Raw genomic sequence first — 15,552 nt, forward strand, 5'->3', positions numbered from 1 at the left:
CCGCGCCTGACCGCAGACCATGCGGCGGCTCAGCGGCCGTCGCGCAGACGGCTGTGGCGGTAGCCGTAGCCGAAGTAGATCACCAGCCCCACCAGCGTCCACAGGCCCATCAGCATCCAGTTGTGCAACGTCATCGCCGACAGCAGCGCAAGACAGCTCAACACGCCAGCACTGCAAATCAACCAGGCGGCCGGCATGCGGAACGGACGCGGCAGTTCCGGGTGGGTGCGACGCAGGATCAACACGCCGGCGCAGACCGCCGCGAAGGCGATCAGCGTGCCCATCGACGTCAGTTCGCCTAGCACATCCAGCGGGAAGACCGCTGCCAGCAGCGCGATGCCCACACCGGTGATGACGGTATTGATATGCGGGGTGCGGTACTTGGGATGGATGCGGGTGAAGATCGACGGCAGCAGCCCGTCGCGCGCGATGATCATGAAGATGCGCGGCTGCCCGATGATCATCACCAGCACCACCGACGACAAGCCGATCAACGCGCCCACTTCCACGATCACGCGCAGCCAGGCCAGCTGCGGATGCGCTGCGACCGCGGTGACCACCGGTTCGTCGGTGCCGAGCAAGGTATACGGCAGCAGCCCGGTCATCACCGCCGCCATGGAGATGTAGAGCACGGTGCAGATCACCAGCGACAGGATCATGCCGATCGGCAGATCGCGTTGCGGGCGGTGCGATTCCTGCGCCGCCACCGACACCGCTTCGAAGCCGATATAGGCAAAGAACACCATCGCCGCGCCGCGCAGCACGCCTTCCATGCCGTATTTGCCGGGGCCTTCGTTGGCCGGAATGAATGGGTGCCAATTGGCCGTGTCCACGTATTTCCAGCCCACTGCGATCACCAGCAGAATCAGGCCGGTCTTGAGGATCACCATGGCCATATTCATCGCCGACGACTTGCGGATGCCGACATAGCAGAGCCAGGTCAGCAGCAGCACGATGCTGGCCGCAGGCAGGTTGGCGATCGCGCCGGTGGGTTGCAGCTTGCCGTCGAGCGGCGCGCTGACGAACGCGGCCGGCAGGTGGATGCCGAAGTGTTCGAGCAGGCTCAGGAAATAGCCGGTCCAGCTCACCGCCACTGCCGAGGCAGACATGCCGTATTCCAGCACCAGCATCCAGCCGATAAACCACGCAGCCAGCTCGCCGAAGGTGGCGTAGGTGTAGCTGTAGGCGCTGCCGGAGACAGGCACCATCGCGGCGAATTCGGCGTAGGCCATTGCGCAGAACGCGCAGCACACAGCCGCAAGCAAAAACGAGAGCATGATCGCCGGGCCGGCATGGTCGGCCGCAGCCTGGCCGGTGATGACGAAAATACCGCCGCCGATCACTGCGCCGATGCCCAGGGCAGTCAGCCCCCAGGGGCCGAGCGCGCGTTGCAGGCCCAGCCCGTCGGCCGCCTCATGGCTGGCGTGCGGGTGTTTGGTGGCCCAAAGTTGTTTGAACATGAAGCGGTTCCGGCTTGGCGCTAAGCGCGATCATTTAACAAGAAGACCAGCGTCGCGCGCCGGTCTTGAGAGAAGGTTAGGCCCGTTTCGCGAGGCGACTGTGGTGGATGCCGTAGCCGAAGTAGATACACAGGCCAATCACGGTCCAGCCCACAAACACCTTCCAGTGTTCCTGGAACGCCTGGAAGAACAGGAATAGGCAGGCCAGCGCGCCCAATGGGCAGATCACCATCGCCAGCGGCACCCGGAACGGGCGCGGCAGATCGGGCTTGGTGAAACGCAGCACCATCACCCCGGCGCACACAGTGGCGAAGGCGAGCAGGGTGCCCATCGAGACGAGTTCGCCCAGCACGTTCAACGGGATCACTCCTGCCAGCAGCGCGGCAACCACGCCGACGAAAAGCGTGCCGACGTATGGCGTACGGAATTTCGGGTGCACCTTGCCGAACAGCTTGGGCATCAACCCATCCTTGGCCATGGTGTAGAAAATGCGTGGCTGCGCCATCAGCATCACCAGCACCACCGAGGACAAACCGGCGATTGCCCCAATTTCCACCGCAGTCTTCAGCCAGGTCAGTTGCGGGTGGGCTTCCAGCGCGGTGGCCACCGGCTTGGCGGTGCCCAACTGGGTGTACGGCAGCAAGCCAGTCAACACCGCGCAGACGATGATGTAGATGACGGTGCAAATGGCCAGCGACACCAGGATGCCAATTGGCATGTTCTTCTGCGGATCCTTGGTTTCGCCGGCGGAGGTCGAGACCGCGTCGAAGCCAATGTAGGAGAAGAACACGATGGACGCGGCACGGAACACCCCGTCCCAGCCGAACTGGCCCGGACCGGTGTTTTCCGGGACGAAGGGGTGCCAATTCGCCGGGTCGATATAGGAAATGCCGAAACCAACGAACAGGCAGATCACCACGACCTTGATCGCTACCACAATCGCATTAGCAAACGCCGACTGGGTGACGCCGATGTAGCACAGGATGCTCACTGCGCCGACGATCAGCACCGCCGGCAGGTTGACCAGATTCCCGGAACTGACGAAGCCATGTCCGTCCCAGGCAAGCGGCGCACCCGCCAACTCTGCGGGGAATGGCAGCCCCAGGGTGCCAGTGATGAAGCTGATCAGGTAGGCAGACCAGCCCACTGCAACACTGGAGCCGGCGAATAGGTATTCCAGCACCAGACACCAGCCGATGAACCAGGCGATGCCTTCGCCCAGCGTGGCGTATGAATACGAATAGGCGCTGCCGGAGACCGGCATCATTGCGGCAAATTCGGCGTAGCACAGGCCCGCAAAGGCGCAGGCGATACCGGCAAACACGAACGACAGCATCACTGCGGGGCCGGCGTGATTGGCCGCAGCCTGGCCGGTCAGCACGAAAATGCCGGCGCCGATCACCGCGCCGATGCCGAGCATGATCAGGTGTTTGGCTGTGAGAGTCCGTTGTAGCGTGGCTTCGCCTCGTAGGCTGCCTTCCACCGGTTCGCCCGCATCGACATGGCCCGCGGTTTCGATCGGTTTGACCCTCAACAGAGACTTCAGCATTCGGTACATCCCTAAGTGGCAAAGCTAGGCGCAGACGCCCGGACGAAGGTGGTGTGGCGCATCCGGCGGGACAGGCAAGCGGCCTACCTTGCCAAAGCTACACGCTCACGACAAGCACGTACGCAGCATGAATGGCGATAATGGCCGCTTGGCCCGCACTGGGCGACCGAGATCGAGAGATGGTGGATGCAACCCTGCGGCAGCAATTGGCCGCGTACCGCCTGCGTTGGCCGGACGAAGCCGCACTGGCCGAGCAGTTCGCGCAATTGCTGGACGATGCCACCGATCCGTTCGTGCGTGAGCGTGTCGAAGGTCATTTCACCGGGTCGGCCTGGGTGGTGAGCGCCGACGGCACACGCACCTTGCTGACCCACCACCGCAAGCTGCAGCGCTGGCTGCAGCTGGGCGGCCATGCCGACGGCGACCGCGATCTGGCGCAGGTGGCGTTACGCGAGGCGGAGGAGGAATCCGGTCTCAGCGGATTGCGGCTGGCTGATGGGGCGTTATTCGATCTGGACCGTCACTGGATTCCGGCACGCGGCGAGGTGGCGGGGCATTGGCACTTTGATGCGCGTTACGTGGTGGTGGCCGGTGCGGACGAGGCCTTCGAAGTTAGTGAGGAATCGCTGGCATTGGCATGGCGTTCGATCAGCGAATTGCTCGCCGAACCTGAGCTGGATCCGTCGCTGCGGCGGATGGCAGAGAAGTGGCTGGAGAGCCGAAAGTAGCGATTCGGGATTTCGGATTGGCAGAAGCGATGGGCCGGCGCCTATCCACATGGCCAGGCCGCACGTTCCCGCCCTTTAGCGCAGCGAACCGGTGAACCCACCGGTTCGCTGCGCTGTTACGAATCCCGATTCCCCAATCCCGGTCAATAAAGAACCCGCGTCCGCAAGGTGCCGGTGATCTGACCCAGGCCGTCTTTCAATATTGCAGCAAGTTCTTCGCTGGCGCTGACATCAATCACCACGTAGCCCACCTTGGGATCGGTGCGCAGGAACTGGCCGTCGATGTTGACGTTATGGCGCGAGAACAGTTCGTTGATCTGCGACAGCACGCCCGGCACGTTGCGATGGATGTGCAGCAGACGCAGGCTGTCGGGGTGCTCGGGCAAGGTGACCTCAGGGAAGTTCACTGCCGACAAGGTGCTGCCGTTGTCGCTGTAGCGCACCAGTTTGGCAGCCACTTCAATGCCGATATTGTCCTGCGCTTCCAGCGTGCTGCCGCCCACGTGTGGGGTCAGGATCACGTTGTCGTGCGCGGTGAGCGGCGATTCGAATGCATCGCCATTGCCCTTGGGCTCGATCGGGAACACATCCACCGCCGCGCCGCCAATCTGGCCGGAGGTGAGCGCTGCATCCAGCGCGTCGATGTCGATGACAGTGCCGCGCGAGGCGTTGATCAGATGCGCGCCGTGCTTCATGCGGGCGATTTCTGCCGCGCCGATCATGTCCTTGGTGGACGGCGTTTCCGGTACGTGCAAGGTCACCACGTCTGCGCGCGCCAGCAGGTCGCCCAGATCGATCGCGGCACGCGCGTTGCCGAGCGACAGCTTGGTTTCGATGTCGTGGAAGATCACCTGCATGCCCAGCGATTCGGCCAGCACGCCGACCTGGGTGCCGATATGGCCGTAGCCGACGATACCCAGCACCTTGCCGCGCGTTTCATGGCTGCCGGCGGCCGATTTGGACCAGCCACCGCGATGGCATTGGGCATTCTTTTGCGGGATGCCACGCAGCAACAGGATCGCTTCGGCGATGACCAGTTCGGCCACGCTGCGGGTATTGGAGTAGGGCGCGTTGAACACCGGAATGCCGGCCAGTTCGGCCGCGTCCAGATCCACTTGGTTGGTGCCGATGCAGAAGCAGCCGACCGCGATCAGACGCTTGGCGTGCGCCAGCACCTCGGCGCTCAGCTGGGTGCGCGAGCGGATGCCCACGATATGCGCGTCGGCGATGCGCGCTTTGAGCTCGTCTTCCGGCAGCGATTTGGCGTGCAGCTCGATCTGCGAATAACCGGCGGCGCGGAACACATCCACGGCGGTCGGGCTGACGCCTTCCAGCAACAGCACGCGGATGTCCTGCTTGGGAAACGAGGTTTTCTTCGGCGACATGGGGGAGCGCAACGCAGCAATCGGGTCGGCAACTATGCCAGATGGGGTGCGCGATTGGGTGGTCGCAACGCAGTGTTCGCACTGGCGAAGCCCTTGCGGCGCAACGGTTTCAGCTGAATCCAACGCTGCGTTGGCCATGATCGCGCGGGCTGGACGGGGCAGGCTGGCGCTGGCACGCTGTGCGGTTCCTACCGCAGCGCCGCGTGCCATGACCGATCCCCGCATCCTTTCGTTGCAACAGGCCGTGCCTGCGTTGCGTTTGAAGACCGAGCCGGCCGACCTGGAGCATTACGGCCGCGACTGGACACGGCGCTGGACGCCCAGCCCGCTCGCAATCGCCTTGCCCGGCTCGGTGGACGAAGTGCAAGCGGTCATGCGTTGGGCAAATGCGCAAGGCGTGGCGGTGGTGCCCTCGGGCGGGCGCACGGGGTTATCGGGCGGCGCAGTGGCGGCCAATGGCGAGCTGGTGCTGAGCCTGGAGCGCTTGAACAAGCCGCTGGATTTCAACGCAGTGGATCGCACGCTCACCGTGCAGGCCGGCATGCCGCTGGAAGCGGTGCACAACGCCGCACGCGAGCATGGCTTGGTATATCCGGTGGATTTTGCGGCGCGGGGTTCGTGTTCGATCGGCGGCAATATCGCCACCAATGCCGGCGGCATTCGGGTGATCCGCTACGGCAATACGCGCGAATGGGTGGCCGGGTTGAAGGTGGTCACTGGTGGCGGCGAGCTGCTCGAACTCAACAACGCGCTGGTGAAGAATTCCAGCGGCTACGACTTCCGCCATCTGCTGATCGGCTCCGAAGGCACGCTCGGCATCGTGGTCGAAGCCACGCTGCGGTTGACCGACCCGCCGCCGCCCAGCAACGTGATGCTGCTGGCGCTGCCCTCGTTTGAAGTGCTCATGCAGGTGTTCGCCGCGTTCCGCGCGCAGCTGCGCCTGGAAGCCTTCGAATTCTTCACCGATCGCGCGTTGCAGCATGTGCTTGCGCACGGCGCGCAGGCGCCGTTCGCCGAGGTTCACCCGTATTACGTGCTCACCGAATTCACTGCCGGCGACGAGGTGCAGGAGGCTGCCGCGATGGCGGCTTTCGAGACCTGCATGGAGCAGGGCTGGGTCAGCGATGGCGTGATCAGCCAGAGCGATGCGCAGGCCGCGCAACTGTGGCGTCTGCGCGAAGGCATCACCGAAGCGCTGGCGCGCTACACGCCGTACAAGAACGATGTGTCTGTGCGTATCTCGGCAATGCCCGCATTCCTGGCCGAAACCCAGGCCTTGCTCAGCGAGGCCTACCCGCACTTCGATGTGGTGTGGTTCGGGCATATCGGCGACGGCAATCTGCACATCAACGTGCTCAAACCCGATGGCACCAGCCAGGCCGATTTCGTTGCAGCCTGCGATCAGGTGACCAAGTTGCTGGCGCAGGCCCTGCAGCGTTTCGACGGCAGCATTTCCGCCGAGCACGGCATCGGTCTGGTCAAGAAGGCGTACCTGTGGAGTACGCGCTCTGCCGAGGAAATCGCCTTGATGCGCGGCATCAAACATGTGCTCGATCCCCATCTTTTGCTGAATCCCGGCAAGCTGTTCGAGATGGGCGAGGTGCCTGCTGCTACGCCCGCCGGTTAGTCTTCTAGTACCTTCACGGAATAGATCAGCCCATGATGCGCTCCCTGGTGTTTTGCGCTTTGACGCTGCTGCCGCTGGCAGCAGCCGCATCCAGTCTGGCCGGTACCTCGGCAGGCGCATCGTCGGCCGGTTCGTCCAATTCCTCCGGCAGCAGTTCCGGCGACGACAAAGTGGTGGCCGACGCCCGCGAAGATGCGGCTGGTTTTGTTGCCAGCGATGGCGTCATCCGCGGTGCGCGTCTGGAAGCGGCGTTGCTGCAGTTGCGTAGCCGTAGCGATGCGGCGCGGCTGTCCAGCGACCTGGAACTGGCGCAGTCCATCCTGGCCCAGTGAGTCTGCGCCGGCGGTGCAGTTGGCTGCTGCTGGCCGCCTTGATCGCACCGCAGGCGCAGGCCGAACTATTGGTTGAGGTTGTTTCGTCGGACTTGCCTTCGCCGGAGATCCAAGCAAGTAACGCGCTGGTGCAGCAGGTCGCACAGCGACTGCCGCAGGGCTGGACGCAGCAGCTGACTGCGCCGATCCAGTTGCAATGGCGCACCGATCTGCCAGCGCGGGTACATGGTCGTGCAATCGGCAATCGCATCCTGCTTGATCGTGCGCTGCTGCAGGCGTGGAGCGCGCAGCCCGAAGACGCACGTGCCGATCGCAACGCAGCTGCTACGCGCGCAGCGATGGCAGCACTGATACACGAACTGGCGCATGTGCTCGACCGCGGCGCACACAGCGCGTTATCGCGCGATCCGCGCCTGCGCGATCTTGCCGGTTGGCAGGTGCGGCCGTGGAGCGTGGGGCGCAGCGAAAACCAGTTCAGCGACCGCAGCCCGGACGATTACGAACGCCGCAGCCCGGCCGAGTTCGTGGCGGTCAATCTTGAGCATTACGTACTGGATGCCGACTATGCCTGCCGACGTCCTGCGCTGGCGGCCTGGTTTGCGCAGCGTATTGGTACGCCGCAGGGCGCTGTGCCATGCGAGACCGCGCTGCCGTATTTGCAGGCCGACAACGACGCCGGTGTGATGTCGTTGCTGACGCTGGAGCCGGCACGCGTGTACGCGGTGGACTATCTGCTCGCCGAGGGCAACGAGCAACCGATGAGCCGCTGGGGCCATAGCATGCTGCGGCTGGTGATCTGTGCCCCCGGCCGTGCACCGGGCCCTGCGTGCCGGCTGGATCTGCAGTACCACCGCGTGCTGTCGTTCCGTGCGTTCGTGGGCGATGTGCAGATTTCCAGCTGGCGTGGGCTTACCGGTTCGTATCCATCGCGGCTGTTCGTGCTGCCGTTGAATCAGGTCGTCGACGAATACACCAAAGTGGAACTGCGCGCCTTGTCGTCGGTGCCGCTGACCCTGAAACCCGATGAGATTTCTGCGCTGCTGACGCGTGCCGCGCAAGTGCACTGGAGTTACGACGGGCGCTATTACTTCATCGGCAACAACTGCGCGGTGGAAACCTACAAGTTGCTGCACGATGGCGTGCCACGTCTGGCTGCAGCCAATTTGTCGTCGATCACCCCGCGCGGGGTGCGGCAACGCCTGCAGCGCGCGGGTGTCGCCGATACGCGGGTGCTGGACGATCCTGCACAGGCGATCCGCCAAGGCTATTACTTCGAATCGGCGGCTGCGCATTACCAGGCCATGTTCGATGTGCTTCGACGCGGCATCGCAGTGCCGCAAACGAGTGTCGCGCAGTGGCTGGATGCTGCGCCTGCTGCACGGGCGCAATGGTTTGATCGTGGTGGTCTGCGCGAAATTGCTGCGGCCTTGTTGCTGGAACAGGCGGCATTGCGCCGTCAGGAATTGCTGGCGCGCGATGCACTCAAGCGCCTGCTGCAACCGGGCATGGTTGCACGCGACACGGTGCAGGGTCAGCTGCAATCGCTGTTTGCGCGGGAAGCGCAACTCAGCCACCCGGCACTACTGTTGGGTAGCGCTGGGTACGGCTTGCCGCAGGCAGACGAGCAGCAGCAGCTAACTGCGCGCGTGGCGCAGGAAAGCGAGGTGCTGGTCGGTGGCTGGAAGCAGCTGCAGGTGCTTGGGCGCCAGCAATTGCCGGCCGATGTGCGCATTGGATTGGAGCGGGGCGAGGCGAATGTGGAGCGTTTGCGCGCGCGCCTGCGTGTGCTTGCGCTAGGTGATGCGGCTGCCGCCAACGTGCAATCGGGTATGCGCGTACCTTTGCGGGTGCAGTAGCGAGCTGGGTTACGCGGATGGCTGCGTGTACGAGCCTCCCTCGCGCCTGGGCGACAAGGCGCTGCTTGCGCGCCACTGGCGCCGCGTGCCCTGGAGCGCCCTCGCTTCTAGTGAGCCGGCGCGCAGGGGATGAGGATACAAGACGAAGCCCTTGTGTCGTTCCAAATGCACGAGGCTTCGCCCGCACCCTCATCCGGCGCTACGCGCCACCTTCTCCCGAGGGAAAAGGTATCCATCCACATGCCTCAGCCGGCTGGTTGCAGATCCGCTTGCTTCGCATACTGACGCAGCCATTGGCTGACATGCGCGTCGTTGCGGTACTGCTGCATTAACTTGGCCAGCCGCGCAGGTGCCGGTGTGCAGAACTGCGCCACCGCCACTTCGATTTCATGACGGCGGTCGGCGTCATAGGGTTCCTCGCCAGCGAAGTGCTCGCAGGTGTCGTAGTCGTCCACGAGCTTGCGCACATCCTCCGGCATGCCGCACAGGCCTGCCAAATGCTGCAGCCATTCGTCTTCCACCTTGGGGTCGGTACAGGCCACCGGCGCAGGCGTTGCGGCCTGCGTTGGTGCCTGTTGCGCGCTGCAAGCCACCAGCACACCCAAGGTCATGACAACGGCGAGTCAATGCATCAGTCGGCGCGGCCGGCAAATTCGCCCGTGGTGGTGTTGACCAGCACGCGTTCGCCGTTGGTGATGTACTCGGGCACCATGATTTCCATGCCGGTGTTGAGCTTGGCCGGCTTGGGCCGCTTGGTAGCGGTGCCGCCCTTCAATTCCGGCGGGGTCTCCACCACTTCCAGCGTCACCGTCTGCGGCAGTTGCACAGCTACCGGCTGGTCGTCGATCACTTGTACATAGATGCCGGTCAGGCCATCGGTGATGTAGCCGGCGTCGGTGCCGATCACGTCCGCATCCAGCGTGTACGGGGTGAAATCTTCGTCGTCCATGAACACGAACGCTTCGCCGTCCTTGTACGAGAACGTCGAGAGCCGGCGCAGCAGTTCGACTTCCGGCAGGTTGTCGTCGGCATCGAAGCTGGCGTCGGTTTTCACCCCGCCTGGCACGCTGTACATGATGAAACGGAAGCGCACATTGCCGCCGCGGCCCTGCGGCGAGCTGCGCTCGATGTCGCGGATCTTGTAAATGCCGCCGTTGTATTCGACGACGTTGCCCTTCTTGATGTCGTTAGCTTTCATGGGAATCGGGAGTTGGGAATGGGGAATTGGAAAAGCCGGGGCCGGGGTAGCAGGAGCGGGGCGCCGTTGCGATTCCGCATTCCCGATTCCCCATTCACCGCTACTTAGGCGCCAGACGCACGCCGCCGTCCAGGCGAATCACTTCGCCGTTGAGATAGCGGTTGCGCAGGATGAAGGCGACGGTGTCGGCGTACTCGTCGGGCTGGCCCAGGCGTGAGGGGAACGGGATGGAGGCGGCCAGCGATTGCTGCACGGTCTCGGGCATGCCGTCGACCATCGGAGTCCAGAACACGCCCGGTGCAATCGTCATTACGCGGATGCCGAAGCGCGCAAGTTCGCGCGCCATCGGCAAGGTCATGCCGACCACGCCGCCCTTGCTGGCGGCGTAGGCCGCCTGGCCGATCTGGCCCTCGAACGCCGCCACCGAGGCGGTGTTGACGATCACACCACGCTCGCCGTCGTCGCCGGCGGCGTTGTGTTGCATCACATCGGCCGCGGCCTTGGCCACATTGAAGCTGCCGACCAGATTCACCAGTACGGTGTTGCGGAAGGTGGCCAACGGCATTGGCGCTTGCTTGCCCAGCACGCGGCCGGCGCCCAGGATGCCGGCGCAATTCACCACCAGGTTGAGCCCGCCCAGCGCCTGTGCAGCCTGCGCCACATTGGCCGCCACCTGCGCTTCGTCGGTGACATCGGTGGCAACGTAATGTGCGTTGCCTGCACCGAGCAGCGCCAGCGCTGCGTCGGCGTTGTCGGCGTTGACGTCGAACAACGCGACCTTGCCGCCGTCGGCAACGAGACGCTGCGCAACAGCTAGACCAAGGCCGGACACGCCGCCGGTAACGATGGCAAGGACAGAAGATGGCTGCATGCGGTAATTCCCTGAAAAGCGTTGAAGGCCGATGGAGACCGGCGAGCGAACGATCGGCGAAGCGGTCGGCAATTCTAGCCGAAGCCCTTGCGTGATCGCGGTTGACGGCAATGCAGCATTGCTAGGACAAGTGAAGCCTCAGCCAGCCGCAGCCAGCGCCTTGCCGACCTTGCTGCCGGTGTCGCGGCCGAGCAGCTGTGCCAGCCAGCGGCCGGTGCGGGCGAGAGCGGGCAGATCGATGCCAGTGGGCATGCCCAACCCCTGCAACAGGTACACCACGTCTTCGCTGGCCACGTTGCCACTGGCGCCCTTGGCATACGGGCAGCCGCCCGCACCGGACACGGCCGCATCGACCACGCGCACGCCTTGCTCCAGACAGGCCGCGATATTGGCCAATGCTTGGCCGTAGGTGTCGTGGAAATGCACTGCCAACGCCTGCATCGGCACTGCCTGCGCCACCGCGGCCAGCATCTGGCGCGCCTTGACCGGCGTGCCCACGCCAATGGTGTCGCCCAGCGAGATTTCATAGCAGCCGAGCGCATGCAGACGTTGCGCGACGTCGACCACGTCGGCCACTGGCACCTCGCCCTGATACGGGCAGCCCAGCACGGTGGACACATAGCCGCGCACGCGCACGCCATCGAGCGCAGCTTGCTGCAGGATCGGCCGAAACCGGTCGATCGATTCATCGATACCGGCATTGGTATTGGTGCGATTAAACGCCTCCGAGGCCGCGGTAAACACCGCCACTTCCTGCGCACCGGCGGCGCGCGCGCGCGCATAGCCCTGCAGGTTCGGCACCAGCACCGGATAGGCGATGCCGGGCGCCTGCGTAATGCCGGCAAACACCTCGGCAGCGTCGGCCAGCTGCGGCACCCAGCGTGGGCTGACGAAGCTGGTCGCCTCGATGGTGCGCAGCCCGCTGGCCGTGAGTTGATCGATCAATCCGATCTTGTCGGCAGTGGCGATCGGTTGTGCTTCGTTCTGCAGGCCATCGCGCGGGCCGACTTCGACAATGCGGACGAAGTCGCTCATGCGCTCACATCACCAGGCGCATCAGTAGGCGCAGCCATTGCCGCAACGCCAAACGCGGCGGCTGCGGCATGCGCGCAGAAAGCAACCAGGGACATTGGACAGGTACTCATGTGGGAAGGTGGCAGACCGCTTCGCAATTGTTGCCGTCGGGGTCGAGCACGAAGGCGCTGTGATAGCTTGCGTGGTAATGCGGGCGCAGGCCGGGTGCGCCGTGATCGCGGCCACCGGCAGCCAGCGCAGCACGATGAAACGCATCCACGCTGGCGCGGTCAGCCGCTGTCAGCGCCACATGGGTGGTGCCTGGCGTCTGCACGTCGGAACCCAGCCATAGAAATGGGCGCTCGGTGCCGAAGCCGGCATGCGCGCGGCCGCCGGTTTGTGCGGCAGTCAGCTCCACTAGCGACGCGATGCCCAGGGGCGCAAGCGCGGCCTGATAGAACGCGGTGCTGGCGCGCAGGTCGCTGCATGCCAGGCCAATGTGGTCGATCGCGCTCATGTCATGCTCTCCGGCACCCAGGCGGCGCTGCGCTTGTCGAGAAATGCACCCAGGCCTTCCTGGCCTTCGGGCGAGACGCGCAAGCGGGCGATCAACGCCGCGTTGGCGGCATCGATGGCATCGCGGTCGGCGGGCGGCAGTACCGAGCGCACCAGCGCTTTGGCACTGCTGGAGGCTAGCGGCGCTGCAGCCAGCAGCAGGCGAACCTGGCGCTCCACGGCGATATCCAACTGATCGGCGCCCACCAGTTGATGCAGCAGTCCCAGCAACTGTGCGGTGCCGGCATCGAAGATCTCGGCGGTGGCAAACCAACGCCGCGCCTGGCGCGCACCAATCGCCGCGACCACATGGGGTGAAATGACCGCCGGCAGCAAGCCCAGCCTGCTCTCGGTCAGGCCGAAGCGCGCCTCGGTGCAGCCGATGGCGATATCGCAACACGCGACCAAACCGACACCGCCGCCGAAGGCTGCGCCGTTGACCCGTGCGATGGTCGGCTTGGGCAATTCATCCAGGATGCGCATCAGCTGCGCCAGCGCCAGCGCATCGGCGGCATTGTCGGCTTCGCTGGCGGTCGCCATGCCACGCATCCAATTCAGGTCTGCACCGGCCGAAAAGGCAGCGCCGTCACCGGTCAGCACGACCACGCGGATCTGTGGTGCCTGGCCAGCCTGGCGTAACGCCTCAGTTAGCGCTGCGATCAGCGCCGCGTCGAACGCGTTGTGCACCGCCGGGCGATGCAATCGCAAGGTGCGGACCGCACCCTGGTCCTCCACGATCAAGCCAGTCTCCTGCATTGCGAAGAAGTCCATGAATGGGATGCGAACCATGATAGCGGGCCGGCCCGCCGGAGCCATGATGCGGTGCGTCGATGCTAGAATTGAGAACCATTCCTAACAATCAGGCCGTCTTTGTGACGCTGTCCGACATGCCTTTGCATCGTGCCGCCATCGTGGACTCCGTGGAGGATCGACTCCCCAACGACACGATTGCCCGGCGCTTGCGGGAGTTGGGGTTTGTTGCAGGCGAGGAAGTGACGGTGCTGGCCACCGGGCCGGTCGGGCGCGAACCGTTGTTGGTGCAGGTCGGCTATACGCGGTTCGCCCTGCGACGCAGCGAGGCCGCGCGCGTGCAGGTGCGCGAAGCGGGAGTGTCGGCATGAGCGCGGCAGCGGTTCCCTTGCGCCTGGCGCTAGTGGGTAACCCCAACAGCGGCAAGACTGCGCTGTTCAATCAGTTGACCGGCAGCCGGCAGAAGGTGGCCAATTACACCGGCGTTACTGTCGAGCGTAAGGAAGGGCACTTCCGTGCGCCGTCGGGGCGCGATTTCGCGGTGCTGGATCTGCCCGGCGCCTACAGCCTGCAACCGGCGAGCCTGGACGAGGCGATCACCCGCGACCTGTGCCGTGGCTTTTATCCAGGCGAGCCGGCACCGGACGTGCTGGTCTACGTGATGGACGCGACCAATCTGCGCCTGCATCTGCGCTTTGCGCTGGAGCTGCGCGAACTCGGCCGGCCGATGATCGTGGCGCTGAATATGATGGACGCCGCACAGCGCCGCGGCATCGTCATCGACCTGTCGGCGCTGGAGCAGGCGCTCGGCGTGCCGGTGATCGAAACGGTGGCGGTGCGTCGCGGCGGTGCCAAAGTGTTGGTTGAACGGCTCGATACGCAGGCCGCACGCCTGGCAGCGCCCACCGCCAGCCCACCAGCCGACGGCAACTACCACGCGTTGGTGCGGCAGATCCTCAGCGCAGCCGTGACCATGCCCACCCGCACCTCGCGCGTGGACGATGCGCTGGACCGCTGGTTGCTGCATCCGCTCTGGGGTTTGGTCACGCTGGCGGTGGTGATGTTCCTGATCTTCCAGGCGGTGTATGCCTGGGCTGCACCAGTGATGGAGATGATCGACGGCGGCACCGCCGCGCTGGGCCAGTGGGTCGGCGCCACCTTGCCAGAAGGTCCGCTCAATAGCCTGCTCAAGGACGGCGTCATCGCTGGCCTTGGCGGGGTAATCGTGTTCCTGCCGCAGATCCTGATCCTGTTCGCCTTCATCCTGGCGTTGGAAGAATCCGGCTACCTGCCGCGCGCCGCCTTCTTGCTCGATCGCATGATGTCTGCGGCCGGCCTGTCGGGGCGCTCGTTCATTCCGCTGCTGTCGAGCTTTGCCTGTGCGGTGCCGGGCATCATGTCAACGCGCAGCATCCAGGACCCGCGCGACCGGCTCGCGACCATCATGGTCGCGCCGTTGATGACCTGTTCGGCGCGGCTGCCGGTGTACGCATTGCTGATCGGTGCCTTCATTCCGCAGAAGACGGTGTGGGGCATCTTCAATCAGCAGGGGTTGGTGCTGTTCGGGTTATATGCCGCGGCCATCCTCAGTGCGCTGCTGGTGTCGTGGACGATGAAGAAGTGGCGGCGCGACAAGAGCGAGCATCCGCTGATGCTGGAACTGCCGTCCTACCGGGTGCCGCAGCTGCGCGATCTGGCGCTCGGCCTGTGGGAGCGTGCGTGGATCTTCCTCAAGCGCGTGGGCGGCATCATCCTGGCGCTGACCATCCTGCTGTGGTTTTTGCTGTCGTTCCCGGCGGCGCCGGCCAATGCCACCTTGCCGCCGATCGACTACAGCTTCGCAGGTCGCATCGGCCATGCAATGGCGGTGTTCTTCGCACCGCTGGGCTTCAACTGGCAGATCTGCATTGCGCTGATTCCCGGCCTGGCCGCACGCGAAGTAGCGGTTGCTTCGCTGGCCACGGTCTACGCGCTGTCGGCTGCTGACGACGATGCGGCGGCACAGGCATTGTCGCCGCTGATCAGCGATGGGTGGTCGCTGGCCACCGCGCTGTCGTTGCTGGTCTGGTACATCTACGCACCGATGTGCATCTCCACATTGGCCACGATCAAGCGCGAAACCAACTCGTGGAAGCAGATGAGCATCAGCGCGGTGTACCTGTTCGCGCTGGCCTACCTGGCCTCGCTGGTGACCTACCAGCTGGCCGTACTGCTGGGAGCCGGCTGA

15 protein-coding genes are annotated in these 15,552 nt (G+C 64.6%); 6 read left to right on the forward strand and 9 right to left on the reverse strand.

The genetic code is table 11. The annotated features are described in order from the left end of the window. Positions 1 to 29 precede the first annotated feature (29 nt). The gene (locus KWO_RS09595) at positions 30 to 1,460 is read right to left on the reverse strand and encodes an amino acid permease (protein WP_017113120.1); all 1,431 of its coding nucleotides are present in this window, start codon (positions 1,458 to 1,460) and stop codon (positions 30 to 32) included. Between the two features lie 76 nt (positions 1,461 to 1,536). After that, positions 1,537 to 3,009: an amino acid permease gene (locus KWO_RS09600; RefSeq protein ID WP_010367144.1), complete on the reverse strand. Its 1,473-nt coding sequence runs from the start codon at positions 3,007 to 3,009 to the stop codon at positions 1,537 to 1,539. A gap of 140 nt (positions 3,010 to 3,149) precedes the next feature. On the opposite strand from KWO_RS09600, the gene KWO_RS09605 reads away from it, so the two are divergent. Then, positions 3,150 to 3,737: an NUDIX hydrolase gene (locus tag KWO_RS09605; protein ID WP_010367142.1), complete on the forward strand. Its 588-nt coding sequence runs from the start codon at positions 3,150 to 3,152 to the stop codon at positions 3,735 to 3,737. Positions 3,738 to 3,880: 143 nt separating this feature from the next. On the opposite strand, the gene serA is transcribed toward KWO_RS09605, so the two are convergent. Next, positions 3,881 to 5,122 carry a phosphoglycerate dehydrogenase gene (serA, locus tag KWO_RS09610; RefSeq protein ID WP_010367140.1) on the reverse strand — a complete coding sequence of 414 codons (1,242 nt, stop codon included), beginning with the start codon at positions 5,120 to 5,122 and terminating at the stop codon, positions 3,881 to 3,883. A 208-nt stretch (positions 5,123 to 5,330) separates the two neighbouring features. Here serA and KWO_RS09615 point away from each other — a divergent pair, with 208 nt between their 5' ends. From KWO_RS09615 to KWO_RS09625, 3 genes are read left to right on the forward strand one after another with little or no spacing between them, the layout of a single operon-like run. Further along, on the forward strand, positions 5,331 to 6,749 hold the full coding sequence (locus tag KWO_RS09615) for an FAD-binding oxidoreductase (protein WP_010378501.1): 1,419 nt from the start codon (positions 5,331 to 5,333) through the stop codon (positions 6,747 to 6,749). Positions 6,750 to 6,781: 32 nt separating this feature from the next. Then, a complete protein-coding gene (locus KWO_RS09620; RefSeq protein ID WP_010367136.1) occupies positions 6,782 to 7,081 on the forward strand; it encodes a DUF2388 domain-containing protein in 300 nt (99 codons plus the stop codon). After that, positions 7,078 to 8,937: a DUF7844 domain-containing protein gene (locus KWO_RS09625; RefSeq protein ID WP_010378498.1), complete on the forward strand. Its 1,860-nt coding sequence runs from the start codon at positions 7,078 to 7,080 to the stop codon at positions 8,935 to 8,937. The genes KWO_RS09620 and KWO_RS09625 overlap by 4 nt, the downstream gene beginning before the upstream one ends. 245 nt (positions 8,938 to 9,182) lie before the next feature. On the opposite strand, the gene KWO_RS09630 is transcribed toward KWO_RS09625, so the two are convergent. The 6 genes from KWO_RS09630 to KWO_RS09655 all read right to left on the reverse strand — a co-directional run bounded on the left by KWO_RS09630 (position 9,183) and on the right by KWO_RS09655 (position 13,331). After that, positions 9,183 to 9,548, reverse strand: a complete 366-nt coding sequence (locus KWO_RS09630) for a hypothetical protein (RefSeq protein ID WP_010367132.1) — start codon at positions 9,546 to 9,548, stop codon at positions 9,183 to 9,185. Between the two features lie 20 nt (positions 9,549 to 9,568). Then, complete coding sequence (gene yeiP / locus KWO_RS09635; protein WP_010378494.1) at positions 9,569 to 10,135, reverse strand: elongation factor P-like protein YeiP; 567 nt, start codon at positions 10,133 to 10,135, stop codon at positions 9,569 to 9,571. Between the two features lie 100 nt (positions 10,136 to 10,235). Continuing rightward, positions 10,236 to 11,006, reverse strand: coding sequence for an SDR family NAD(P)-dependent oxidoreductase (locus tag KWO_RS09640; protein WP_010367131.1), 771 nt, complete (start codon positions 11,004 to 11,006; stop codon positions 10,236 to 10,238). Positions 11,007 to 11,144: 138 nt separating this feature from the next. Beyond that, complete coding sequence (locus tag KWO_RS09645; protein ID WP_010378492.1) at positions 11,145 to 12,041, reverse strand: hydroxymethylglutaryl-CoA lyase; 897 nt, start codon at positions 12,039 to 12,041, stop codon at positions 11,145 to 11,147. A gap of 106 nt (positions 12,042 to 12,147) precedes the next feature. Continuing rightward, positions 12,148 to 12,537, reverse strand: a complete 390-nt coding sequence (locus tag KWO_RS09650) for a VOC family protein (RefSeq protein WP_010378489.1) — start codon at positions 12,535 to 12,537, stop codon at positions 12,148 to 12,150. Next, positions 12,534 to 13,331 carry an enoyl-CoA hydratase-related protein gene (locus KWO_RS09655; RefSeq protein WP_026113149.1) on the reverse strand — a complete coding sequence of 266 codons (798 nt, stop codon included), beginning with the start codon at positions 13,329 to 13,331 and terminating at the stop codon, positions 12,534 to 12,536. The genes KWO_RS09650 and KWO_RS09655 overlap by 4 nt, the downstream gene beginning before the upstream one ends. A gap of 116 nt (positions 13,332 to 13,447) precedes the next feature. On the opposite strand from KWO_RS09655, the gene KWO_RS09660 reads away from it, so the two are divergent. Continuing rightward, on the forward strand, positions 13,448 to 13,696 hold the full coding sequence (locus KWO_RS09660; protein WP_010367126.1) for a FeoA family protein: 249 nt from the start codon (positions 13,448 to 13,450) through the stop codon (positions 13,694 to 13,696). Beyond that, entirely contained in the window at positions 13,693 to 15,552 is a 1,860-nt protein-coding gene (gene feoB / locus KWO_RS09665; protein WP_010378482.1) for a ferrous iron transporter B, read from the forward strand. The genes KWO_RS09660 and feoB overlap by 4 nt, the downstream gene beginning before the upstream one ends.

Source organism: Xanthomonas vasicola pv. musacearum NCPPB 4379 (assembly GCF_000277895.2).
GTDB classification, from domain to species: Bacteria; Pseudomonadota; Gammaproteobacteria; order Xanthomonadales; family Xanthomonadaceae; genus Xanthomonas; species Xanthomonas vasicola.

Bases quoted from the DNA above. Each gene is read 5' to 3' on its own strand.
- KWO_RS09655 (WP_026113149.1), bottom strand. From the start codon at position 13,331: ATGCAGGAGACTGGCTTGATCGTGGAGGACCAGGGTGCGGTCCGCACC.
- KWO_RS09600 (WP_010367144.1), bottom strand. From the start codon at position 3,009: ATGCTGAAGTCTCTGTTGAGGGTCAAACCGATCGAAACCGCGGGCCAT.
- feoB (WP_010378482.1), top strand. From the start codon at position 13,693: ATGAGCGCGGCAGCGGTTCCCTTGCGCCTGGCGCTAGTGGGTAACCCC.
- serA (WP_010367140.1), bottom strand. From the start codon at position 5,122: ATGTCGCCGAAGAAAACCTCGTTTCCCAAGCAGGACATCCGCGTGCTG.
- KWO_RS09595 (WP_017113120.1), bottom strand. From the start codon at position 1,460: ATGTTCAAACAACTTTGGGCCACCAAACACCCGCACGCCAGCCATGAG.
- KWO_RS09650 (WP_010378489.1), bottom strand. From the start codon at position 12,537: ATGAGCGCGATCGACCACATTGGCCTGGCATGCAGCGACCTGCGCGCC.
- KWO_RS09605 (WP_010367142.1), top strand. From the start codon at position 3,150: ATGGCCGCTTGGCCCGCACTGGGCGACCGAGATCGAGAGATGGTGGAT.
- KWO_RS09615 (WP_010378501.1), top strand. From the start codon at position 5,331: ATGACCGATCCCCGCATCCTTTCGTTGCAACAGGCCGTGCCTGCGTTG.
- KWO_RS09620 (WP_010367136.1), top strand. From the start codon at position 6,782: ATGATGCGCTCCCTGGTGTTTTGCGCTTTGACGCTGCTGCCGCTGGCA.
- KWO_RS09640 (WP_010367131.1), bottom strand. From the start codon at position 11,006: ATGCAGCCATCTTCTGTCCTTGCCATCGTTACCGGCGGCGTGTCCGGC.
- KWO_RS09630 (WP_010367132.1), bottom strand. From the start codon at position 9,548: ATGACCTTGGGTGTGCTGGTGGCTTGCAGCGCGCAACAGGCACCAACG.
- KWO_RS09645 (WP_010378492.1), bottom strand. From the start codon at position 12,041: ATGAGCGACTTCGTCCGCATTGTCGAAGTCGGCCCGCGCGATGGCCTG.
- yeiP (WP_010378494.1), bottom strand. From the start codon at position 10,135: ATGAAAGCTAACGACATCAAGAAGGGCAACGTCGTCGAATACAACGGC.